The sequence below is a fragment of the Sphingomonas sp. LH128 genome, assembly GCF_000293195.2.
GTDB lineage: Bacteria > Pseudomonadota > Alphaproteobacteria > Sphingomonadales > Sphingomonadaceae > Novosphingobium > Novosphingobium resinovorum_A.
Genome location: NZ_ALVC01000179.1, coordinates 1 through 9846 on the forward strand (window position 1 = coordinate 1; position 9846 = coordinate 9846).

Consider the following 9846-nt stretch of genomic DNA (forward strand, 5'->3'; position numbering starts at 1 on the left):
GATGACCTCGATCACGTCAACGCGGCATGGACGATCGCCAGGGAGCGCTACATGACCGCCAGCGCCGAAGGCGAACGCTTCGACCTGTGGCGCTGCACCGGCATCACTGTGCCCGACCTCGCAGCCGCCGGTTGCGAGATGGGCGCCAACGAACCCTGCATCCGGCCTGGCCGTCTCTACGAACCCGGCCACATCGAACTGGATGAAGAGAAGGGCCTGATCGTCACCGTCGGAAATTCGATCCGCACCTTCGAACACCAGATCGAGGCCGAAGGCCATCTCTGGCGCGCCTATGCGTCTTCCGAGTTCACTCCCCAGCCCGGGCCCGTTAAATAGAACGGGCACGGAGATGCGCTAGCGACCGCTGGCGTCGGCAACACCTGTTTTCCGTGCACTCGCGGCAGACTGCCTTGGCCGATAGGCGAATGTCGGGTTCAGAGAGCAGAAAGTGGGATAGCTGCCGCTCACACCCCGGCAGCAGCCGACCAAACCCGGTCGCTCGATTAGCCACCGCGAACGTCTCTTCCTGACAGAAGCTGCCATTTGACTCCCCCGAATCGGATTGTCAGCAAGGTGCCTCAAGTCGACCTTTGCCAACGAAGCGGCAGTCAGCGCACCCCGTCTCGGAAGCTTGCGGCCGGCGACGCGGATTCAACTGCGATCGGTCTTACGGTCGCTTCGAGATTGACAATAAGCGCGGCAAGGACTGAACTCCTGCAATGGGGATCCTCACTAACATCAAGTCGCTGCAGGGAATGGGGATATACGCCGCTCGCGGCGCGCGATCACCATCTCTGGACTTCCGGCGTTACAACCTGATCTACGGGTTCAACGGTTCGGGAAAGAGCACACTGTCGCGGCTGTTCGCGAGCCTTGAGTCGGGTGAACCGCACCCAAAGCTCCCGCAGGGCGGCACGTTCGAGGTGACGTTAGATGACGGGGTGGCGTTCGGGTGCCCGACCAATCCCAAAGGGCTCGAGCAGCGGATGCTCGTGTTCAACTCGGACTACATCGAGCAGAACCTCCAATGGGCGGCCGGGCGCGCGAGGCCGGTGTTCTACATCGGCGCGGACCAGGCGGAAGCCGCCGCCGAGCTGACGAGGATCGAAGGCGATATCCTTAAGGCTGAGGCGAATCGCGAGGCGGCGGCCGCAACCGAAACGGCGGCGGACAAGACCTTCGCCAGCTACAAGCGCGAACGCGCCAAGTCCGTCGCGTCGCGCCTCCATCTGGGCAGCCGGAAGTACGAGGCGCCGGCGCTCGCCAGGGACTTCGACACGTGGAAGGACTATGACGGACCTAGGCTGACGGATGGCGAGCTTAAGGCCGCGGAGGACACGCGCAGGCTCGACGAGCCTATGCCCCGCCTCGACCCGCTTTCGTTCGACCAGGCCACGATTGAGACCGCCTACCGCTTCATCGCCGAGGTCTGCGGCCAGTCGCTAGCGACCGTCGCGCTCGAGGAGGTGCAGCGGCACCCGGATATGCTCCTCTGGCTGAAGCGCGGCTACGAGTACCACGACGCCCATGGCCTGGCCGACTGCCTTCTGTGCGGGAACGAGATCCCGGGGGAACGCCGCGCCTTGCTGGCGGCGGCGCTCGACGACAGGGTCGATCAGTTCGTCGCCCACCTCAAGAAAACCGCCGAACGTCTCGACGACCTCCTAGGGTCTATCGGCCAACTGGCCGCCCAGCTGCCCGCGGTGGACGATCTGGCCAGCGAGCTGCGGCCCGGCTTCAGGGCCCTGAGGCAGGAGGCGTCGCAGAACGCGCGCCAGCTCGCGGAGCAGTTGCGCACGCTACAAGTCGTACTATCCGCAAAGCTGGAGCGGCCCGCATCTCCCGCGAACATGAAGGACGTCGCCGCCGAGGCGGATGTGCTCGCCACCGCCGAGCGTCTGGCAGCCAGCGTCGCGAGCGTCAACGAGACGATCGCGGCCCACAACCAGGGCGTCGCCGACTTCGCGAAGCGGAAGGAGGATGCGGAGACGTCCATCCGCCGCCACTTCATCGTCGACTGCCGCGAGGAATACGCCAAGACAGCGAAAGACGTCGGCGACGCCACCGCCAGGCTGAAGGTCGAGACCGACGAGCTGGCCGCCCTGCGGGAGAAGGCACGCGAGCTGCGCCAGCGCATCCGGACGCACGGTCCCGCGGCCGCCGTCATTAACAAGCTCATCGCGGCCTACCTCGGCCACGGCGAGCTGACCATCAACCCCGTCGACGAAGGCTATGAACTGCACCGCCATGGGACGCCGATTACCGGCGTACCGAGCGAGGGCGAGAAGACAGCCATCGCGATCTCCTACTTCCTCTCCTCCATTGAGGCGGACAACCGGAAGCTGAAGGACGTCATCGTGGTGGTGGACGACCCGGTCTCGAGCCTGGACACCAAGGCGCTAAACTTCGCCTGCTCCCTCGTGAGGACGCGGCTCGAGAAGGCCGCGCAGGTTTTCGTTCTCACGCACAATCTCCAGTGCATGAACGAGTTCAGAAAGGCCTGGAAGGGCAAGGCACGGCCTCCGGCCGGCAAGGATCCGACCGCCACGTTCCTCTACATCGACGTCACGATCCCCGAGGGAGAGCACCGCCGCTCCTCCAGGATAATCGAGATGTCGAAGCTGCTCCGCGAGTACGATTCGGAGTACCACTTCCTCTTCAGCCACGTGCTGCGCTTCGTCGAGCAGCCCGACGCTTACGACGACCACGGCTACATGATGCCGAACGTGATCCGCCGGGTGCTCGACGTGTTCCTCGCCTTCAAGAGTCCGGGTGGCGGAGGACTGCCCGGCCAGCTCGACAAACTGTGCGCCGACTATCCCGATCTCGACAGGGAGAGGCTGGCTGCGCTCGAACGGCTCACCCAGGTCGAATCCCACTCCGACAACCTCGACGACCTGCTGTCCTTCTCGACGATGACCCTCGAGGAGACGAGGGGAGCTGCCGCTGCGCTCTTCGCCACGATGGAACACGTCGACGGAAACCACCTAAAACGGCTGAAGGGCCTCTGCACCTGATAACTTTTGGCCATCGAAACCTGTGGCATTCCGGTGGAGGACGCCGAGGATTGATGGCAACGCAGACCGAAGATCTGATAGCTATCGACAACGTTTGCTCATAGGAGCGCCTGCAATGACGCAGAGTTGTCGGCATCAAAACTGTGCTGCATGTTGGCGCACGCGATGTGATGATGAAGAATGCGCGGCCGACTCATGGGGGTGAGCCATTAAAGACTTCCGTTTCTTGCATGCCGCCGACATTCACCTCGATAGCCCACTGCGCGGCCTGTCGAGATACGAGGGACTTCCGGTGGAAGACATCCGAGGTGCGACCCGGGCGGCATTCGACAACCTCGTCCAGCGGGCCCTCGACGAGGAGGTCGACTTCGTGGTGATCGCCGGCGATCTGTTCGACGGCGACTGGAAAGACATGGGAACCGGCCTCTACTTCGCGCGGGCAATGGGTCGGCTCGCCCAAGTTGACGTCCCGGTCTTCCTTTTGTCCGGCAACCACGACGCGGAGTCTGTGCTAACGCGCAGCATCCCTTGGCCCGACAACGTCAAGCTGTTCGGGACGAGGCGTCCGGAGACTCATGTTCTGCCGGAGTTCGCCGTCGCCGTGCACGGCCAGAGCTTCGCAACGCCGGCCGTTACCGACAACCTCGTCCTCGCCTATCCCGACGCTGTCGAGCACCACTTCAACATCGGCGTGCTCCATACCGCGCTAGCCGGACGCCAGGGCCATGCCGCGTACGCCCCATGCAGCCTAGAGGACCTCAGGTCCAAGCACTACGACTATTGGGCGCTCGGCCACGTCCACGAGCACGAGGTTGTTTCAGAAGACCCATTCGTCGTCTTCCCGGGCAACACGCAGGGACGCACGATCCGCGAGACCGGGCCTAAGGGCGCGGTGATGGTGACGGTGGAGGACGCCCAGGTCGTCACCATCGAGCATGTCGAGTTAGACGTACTGCGCTGGGCCCACGTCGAGGTCGACTGCACCGGGGCGGCGGCGGACGCGGTGGCCTCGCTCATGCGCGCATCGCTCCTCTCCACCTGGCAGGCCGATGCGGCAGGCCTGCCTCTCGTCGCACGGGTGTCGCTCACCGGCGAGACGGCGGACGCCGGCGCACTGCACGACGGCGTGTCATCGATCCGCGACGACGCGCGCGCGGTCGCCGCGTCGATATCGCCGGACCTGTTCATCGAAAGGGTGAAGGTGCTGGTCGGGCCGCCCGCGCAGCCGCAGCAGATCCGGCTTGGGGACGACCTGTCGTCCCTCATCGGACAAGCGGCTACCGATCCGGAGCTCGCCGCCCTCCTCGCCGAGGACCTCGCCCCGTTCATGCTCGCCACGCAGACCGCGACCGGCCAGTCGCCGGACGACGCCGACGACGAGGGCCTGCGGCTATTCGCCGGCGATGGGGACTGGACGGCAGTGCTCCAGACGGCGACACTCGCGCTGCGGTCACGCCTGACTGGAGAGGCGTAGGTGCGCTTCGCAAACCTGTCGCTCGAGCGCTACGGCCACTTTGAGGACTGCACGCTCTCGTTCCGCAACGGCCAACCGGACCTGCACATAATCTACGGCGCGAATGAGGCCGGCAAGACCACGTCGCTCGCCGCGGTGTCGGATCTCTTGTTCGGCTTCCCAGGCCGATCGCCCTACAACTTCATGTACGACTACTCGCTCCTGCGGGTCGGCGCCGTGCTTGAGGACGAGGGGGCCACGCTCGCCTGCCGACGCAAGAAGGCCCCAAAAGCCTCGCTCCTGAGTCCGGATGACCGGCCGATCGACGAGGGCGCGCTCCTCGCGATGCTCAGGGGACAGACGAGGGAGACCTTCGGTCTCTCGTTCAGCCTGGACCAGGAGGGCCTGCGGGCCGGCGGCAAGGCGATGGTCGAAGCCCGCAACGACCTTGGCCGGGCGCTGTTCGCGGCCGGCTCCGGCCTGACCGGAGTCTCGGACGAGCTGGCGCGACTGGAGGAGGAAGCGGACGCCATCTGGGGTCCACGCGCGTCTAACAGACGCTCCTTCACCGTCGCTCAGCGCGAACTTGAGGCGGGCCTGCGTTCCATCCGCGACAGGTCGCTCCGACCGAGGATCTGGACCGACGCGAGGACGGCGGTGGCGACCGCGCAGGCCGCGTTGGACGAGGCCCAACGTCGGCGCGACGAGTTGCTCGCCGAGATGAGCCGCGCGGAACGGATCCGCCGAATTGCGCCGTCGGCGCGCCTGCGGGCGGAACACCTGGCCGCCCTCGAGGCACACGGCGCGACCATCGAGCTCGCTGCACAGCGCGAGGAGGCGGCGGAAGCCGCGATGGCCGAGGCCGCGTCGGCGGGCCGCGCGAAGGCCGCCGCGGCGAAGCTGGCTGAGGAAGCAGCCGAGCGCGTCGATGCGCTTGTGGCGGACGAGGCGATACTGGCTCAGGCGGATCTCGTCGACGCGCTCGTGAGTGCCTCGGGGGCTGTCGCGAAGGCGAGCAGCGACATGGTCCGCCTCAGGACCGAGCGCGCTACGCGGACCGGCCGGATCGAACGCCTGCGGGAGGAGGCTGGCGCGCTTGCCGCCGATCCACCGTCACGGATCGCCAGCGCCAGGCTGCGCGAACTCGCGCTCTCGCACATCGAGGACAGGTCGGCGCTCGCCCAGATTGCGCAGAGCGAGGAGGAGCTCGACGAACGGCGGAGGGCAGCCTCGGGTCTCCCGCGCAAGACCGACGATGATCCGAATAGCGACCTGAAGCCGGTCATCGCCGCCGTCGACGCCGCGCTCGCGCTCGGTGCCGACATCGACGCCCGCTGCCAGTCCCTGCGGAGCACGGCCGACACAGCCTCGACGACCCTGGCGCAGTCGCTTTCGCGGCTGGCGCCCTGGAGCGGCGACGCAGCGACGCTCCTGGAGCTCCCCCGAATCGGACAGGCGGAGATTGATGAAGCGCGGACGGCCATGGCGAACATCTTGGCCGAAGCCGAGCGGGAGACCGCCGCCGCCGGCCGCGCCCGGGAGGAGGCTGCGGCCCTTTCCCTCCAAATGGAGCAGCTCGCCTCCGGGAACGCCGTCTCCGCGGAGGAGATCCACAGCGCGCGCACCGCCCGCAACGAACACTGGCGCCCGCTCCGCGATCACATCCTGACCGCGGCGCCAGTTGCCGCGCCGGGCGGAGCTGTCACGGTCTTCGAAGCCACCCTAGCAGAGGCGGACCAGCTCAGTGACCTGCGGTTCGCGGCGGCCGACGAGTCGAGCCGTCTCGCCGACATGCAGAACCGGGTCGCGAAGCTCATGCTCGATGCGGAGCAGGCGGAGCTTCGCGCGAAGGGCGCGGAGGAGCGCGTTGACACTAAACGAAGCGTCTGGCGGGAGAGGCTGGAGGCGGCGTGCCATGTCGATATGGAGCCGACGCGCCTTGTCGCCTGGAACGCCGCGAGGGATGTTGCCGAGGCGGCGTACGCCGCCTCCGTCGCGGCGATGGCGGAAGCCGAGGCGGCCGACGTCCGCCGGGCCAAGGTGCGACAGGCACTCGCATCATGTCTCCCTCAAGTCGCCGCGCCGTCGGATGCCGCCGAGATCGCGCCCATCCTGGCGATCGCCGAGCGACTGCGGGCCGACCTTGAGGCGGCCGAGCAGCAGAGACGGCTCGACGAGGCCGCCGCGGCCCGTATCGAGCAGGAGGCCGACACCCTCGGACGACGCAGGAAGCGACTCGAGGACGCGGCGGCCGACCGTGAAGCCCAGTGGCGCCAGCAGCTCGAACAGACTGGCCTCGACCTTGATCTCGGGAACGCGACCACCGCGCTCGACATACTCGAAGAGCTGCGCGTCGAGATCGAGGCCCTATCGGACCTGCAGGGACGGCTCGACGGGATGGAAAGGGACGCGGCCGACCACGACGCCAGGGTCCACGCGGCCGCCGACGCCCTCGGCATCCCCGCGTCCGAAAATCCGGAGGAGCGGCTGACCGCGCTACGGAGCCGCCTGACCTCCGCGCGCGCCACGGCTAAGGTCATGGACGCCCTGAAGGCCACCATGGAGGCCCGCAATGAAGAGGTGGCGGCCGAGGAGGCGAGGTTAGCGGCGGCCATGGGTTCCCTCAGCAGCCTGATGGAGGAGACGGGTTCGAAAGGCGTCGACGAGCTCGCGGCCGCCATCGCGCGATCTCGCGCAGTCAGAGCGCTCCGGGAGGCGGTCGGGGATGCCGAGACGGCGATCACATCAGCCGGCGACGGCAAGGGTCTTGCGGAACTCCTCGGCTCCCTTGACGGCATCGATCCGGACGGGCTGGCGGCCAAGACGCAGACGCTCGCATCCCAACTGGTGGACCTAAACGCCGAGGTGGATGCCGCGGCGGGTCGGCTCGGCGATGCACGGAGGGCGTTCGCCAATCTCGAGCAGGAGGGAGAGAGCGCCATCGACGCTGCCACGGACGCGGGTCAGGCCCGAGCGGAGCTGGGGGTCCTTTCCGAGCAATACATCCTGAAGCGGGCCCAGGCGGTGACTCTGCGTTGGGCGATCGAGCGATATCGCGAGCAACATCAGGATCCGATGCTGATCCGCGCCTCGGAGCTCTTCTCGATCCTGACGATCGGACGTTACGCGGCGCTGCGGATCGACAGCGACGCCGCCTCGCCGCGACTCCTCGGAGTCCGTAACGACGGCAGGACCGTCGTCGAGGTCGGCGCCATGAGCGAGGGAACCACCGACCAGCTGTTCCTCGCCTTGCGCCTAGCCGCCGTCGAGCAGTCTGTCGCAGCGGGCGTGCGTCTGCCGTTCCTAGCCGACGATCTCTTCGTCAACTTCGACGACGACCGGTCCGAAGCGGGTTTTCGAGTGCTGGCAGAGCTCGCTAGGTCGACGCAGGTCCTCTTCTTCACCCACCATCCCCATCTAGCGTCGATCGCGCGATCGGTAGTTGGGGCCGACATCCACTCGGAATGTACTCTGGGTTGAGACCCGAGCCGCTAAGCTTTTTCCGGCGTTCAGGCCCAAAAGGGCAGCCGCGCAGGCTCTTCGCTACACCAAAAATGGCCGGTTTCAGCGTTACCGGTCGTTCTCAGCGACGGGGGCGATCGGCAGTTTTGTCCCACGAAGCGGCGTTCCGCTTCCGGCGGCACCCGACCAGAATGCGCCGTTCGTCGGCTGCCCCTCCTTCGGCAGCTTTTCCCAATAGCCGACACACAGAACTTCCCGATCGGTCATCGGGTTGCGCCCGAAGTTGAGCCGCTTACTGACATGCCGTTTTCAGCTCCGAGGGGCAGAAAGCGGCTGTTTAGCAGGTGTCACAACCAGTCGGTTATGACACCTAGAAGCTACCTGTGACGGACAGCGCCAAATTCGTACTCCGATGGTGTCCAGCCTCCACGTTCAGTTTCATGGCCTTGATATCCGCTAACGCTTTTGCGGAGAGTTTGAGACTTTGTTCCAACTCGACGGACAGGGCGAATTCTCTTCGGCCGCCTTGCAGGCGAGCCTCAGCCAATGCCTGCCAAGAAGGCTCACGATGAAACCACATTAAGTTGTTCGGTAGGGCTGGTTCCCTGCCATCGGAGGTCCCGCTGCGCTCGAAGCGTCGCTTGCGGGCTCTAGTCAATTCAGCTTCAAGCCCTCCGCTTGCAACGCGTTTAACTTTCGCAGATGCGGTGTTTTGCGAGCTATCGCTATCCTGATAACTGACCTTATAATGTTTTGCGCCGAGCGAGTTGAGCAATCGCTCAAGTTCGCTGAGCTTATGGTCTACCATATCATCGTTGTAAGACCCGATCTGATAATAAATCATGTCGCTGACCGGATTAGCGGCATAGACCTGTCCCACTTCGGCCGAACCAGTACGAAACGTCAGCTCGGTTGCTTGCTGCATGGTGACTGGGATCACCGATTCTGACGCCGGGTGCGATTTGCTCCCACGGTTCGCTGTATAAATCCCAGCAGCGAATGACGTTAAGGCCAGTCCTCCCCGTAAGAGGAGCCCGCCAGGTATGAACGCCGAGGCGACCATCCCGAGTACCGGCCATACTGATCCAACACTTCCATCCGGCTCTGGGGGCACCGTCCGCTTGTCGAAGTCCTCATTGCTCACCACAGCTATGTATCGTCTTTTTTCGAACGGTAGTTCGACTAGCATTTTTGGCCTCGCGTCCGTCATAGTTGCTTCTCGCTACCCTGCCTTGATGACGCTACACACGCCATAAAGTCTAGTCACTCTTTGCCCAAGCTATCATCTTGGTCTATCTTTGGTGTCACAGGGCAAGGGTTGGGGCCGCGCCTGGATGCCCGAGGAAGATGAACTGCTCATCAAAGCCTATCGCGACAACGCCAGCCTGACGCCTCTTCGCAATCGTCTGGGTCGATCGCTCTTCTCGATCCGCTGGCGAGCGGAATATCTGAACCTTCGCGGCACCCATGCCCGGTCCAAAGGCTTCCGCCTTGGTCCTGACTGGTCCGAGGCCGACGAAGCTCGGCTTCGCCGCGACTACGGCAAGATCCCGACGCCTGAACTTGCCTGCCAGATGGGCCGGACGCGCGCGGCCATCTTCACCCGCGCGAATATCCTCGGCCTTGCCCATGAAGGGCGTCAGCGCTGGACGAGCGACCATCTGGCCGCCCTGCGGATCGCGCATGAGCATGGCATCAGCCTCACAGACCTTGCCGCGGCCCTCGGCCGTGAAGTCGATGCTCTTCACAAATATGCCGCAAAACAGGGCCTCGCATTCGGCCGTCGCCCCCGAAGGCCAGTGCCTCCGACACTCGCTGACATCCTGAATCTGCCCGAGGCCGCGAAAGGGAAGGGGGAGGGGTGAAGGCGAAGGCAAGGATTTTCCGCGCCAGCAGGAGATGCAGCATGTGCCC

The 9846-nt window shown here is 65.2% G+C and carries 7 protein-coding genes; 5 read left to right on the forward strand and 2 right to left on the reverse strand.

What is annotated here, in order from left to right:
• The 4 genes from LH128_RS15260 to LH128_RS15275 form a co-directional block, all read left to right on the forward strand.
• On the forward strand, positions 1 to 336 hold a 336-nt coding region (locus tag LH128_RS15260; RefSeq protein WP_008830551.1), incomplete at its 5' end, for a hypothetical protein.
• Positions 337 to 719: 383 nt separating this feature from the next.
• Positions 720 to 3017 carry an ATP-binding protein gene (locus LH128_RS15265; protein ID WP_008830552.1) on the forward strand — a complete coding sequence of 766 codons (2298 nt, stop codon included), beginning with the start codon at positions 720 to 722 and terminating at the stop codon, positions 3015 to 3017.
• A 226-nt stretch (positions 3018 to 3243) separates the two neighbouring features.
• A complete protein-coding gene (locus LH128_RS15270; RefSeq protein ID WP_008830553.1) occupies positions 3244 to 4491 on the forward strand; it encodes a metallophosphoesterase family protein in 1248 nt (415 codons plus the stop codon).
• On the forward strand, positions 4492 to 7950 hold the full coding sequence (locus LH128_RS15275) for an ATP-binding protein (RefSeq protein WP_008830554.1): 3459 nt from the start codon (positions 4492 to 4494) through the stop codon (positions 7948 to 7950). It abuts the gene before it with no gap.
• 90 nt (positions 7951 to 8040) lie between these two features.
• Here LH128_RS15275 and LH128_RS33465 read toward each other — a convergent pair whose 3' ends face one another.
• Both LH128_RS33465 and LH128_RS15280 read right to left on the reverse strand, forming a co-directional pair.
• Entirely contained in the window at positions 8041 to 8199 is a 159-nt protein-coding gene (locus LH128_RS33465; protein ID WP_172705071.1) for a hypothetical protein, read from the reverse strand.
• A gap of 103 nt (positions 8200 to 8302) precedes the next feature.
• Complete coding sequence (locus LH128_RS15280) at positions 8303 to 8857, reverse strand: hypothetical protein (protein WP_008830555.1); 555 nt, start codon at positions 8855 to 8857, stop codon at positions 8303 to 8305.
• 409 nt (positions 8858 to 9266) lie between these two features.
• Here LH128_RS15280 and LH128_RS15285 point away from each other — a divergent pair, with 409 nt between their 5' ends.
• Positions 9267 to 9797 (forward strand): hypothetical protein, encoded by a 531-nt coding sequence (locus LH128_RS15285; RefSeq protein ID WP_008830556.1) that lies wholly within the window; start codon positions 9267 to 9269, stop codon positions 9795 to 9797.
• The last annotated feature ends 49 nt before the right edge of the window (positions 9798 to 9846 follow it).

What these genes read in the sequence shown, in the direction of transcription:
- LH128_RS15285 (WP_008830556.1), top strand. Translation starts at nt 9,267, where the DNA reads ATGCCCGAGGAAGATGAACTGCTCATCAAAGCCTATCGCGACAACGCC.
- LH128_RS15265 (WP_008830552.1), top strand. Translation starts at nt 720, where the DNA reads ATGGGGATCCTCACTAACATCAAGTCGCTGCAGGGAATGGGGATATAC.
- LH128_RS33465 (WP_172705071.1), bottom strand. Translation starts at nt 8,199, where the DNA reads ATGACCGATCGGGAAGTTCTGTGTGTCGGCTATTGGGAAAAGCTGCCG.
- LH128_RS15280 (WP_008830555.1), bottom strand. Translation starts at nt 8,857, where the DNA reads ATGCAGCAAGCAACCGAGCTGACGTTTCGTACTGGTTCGGCCGAAGTG.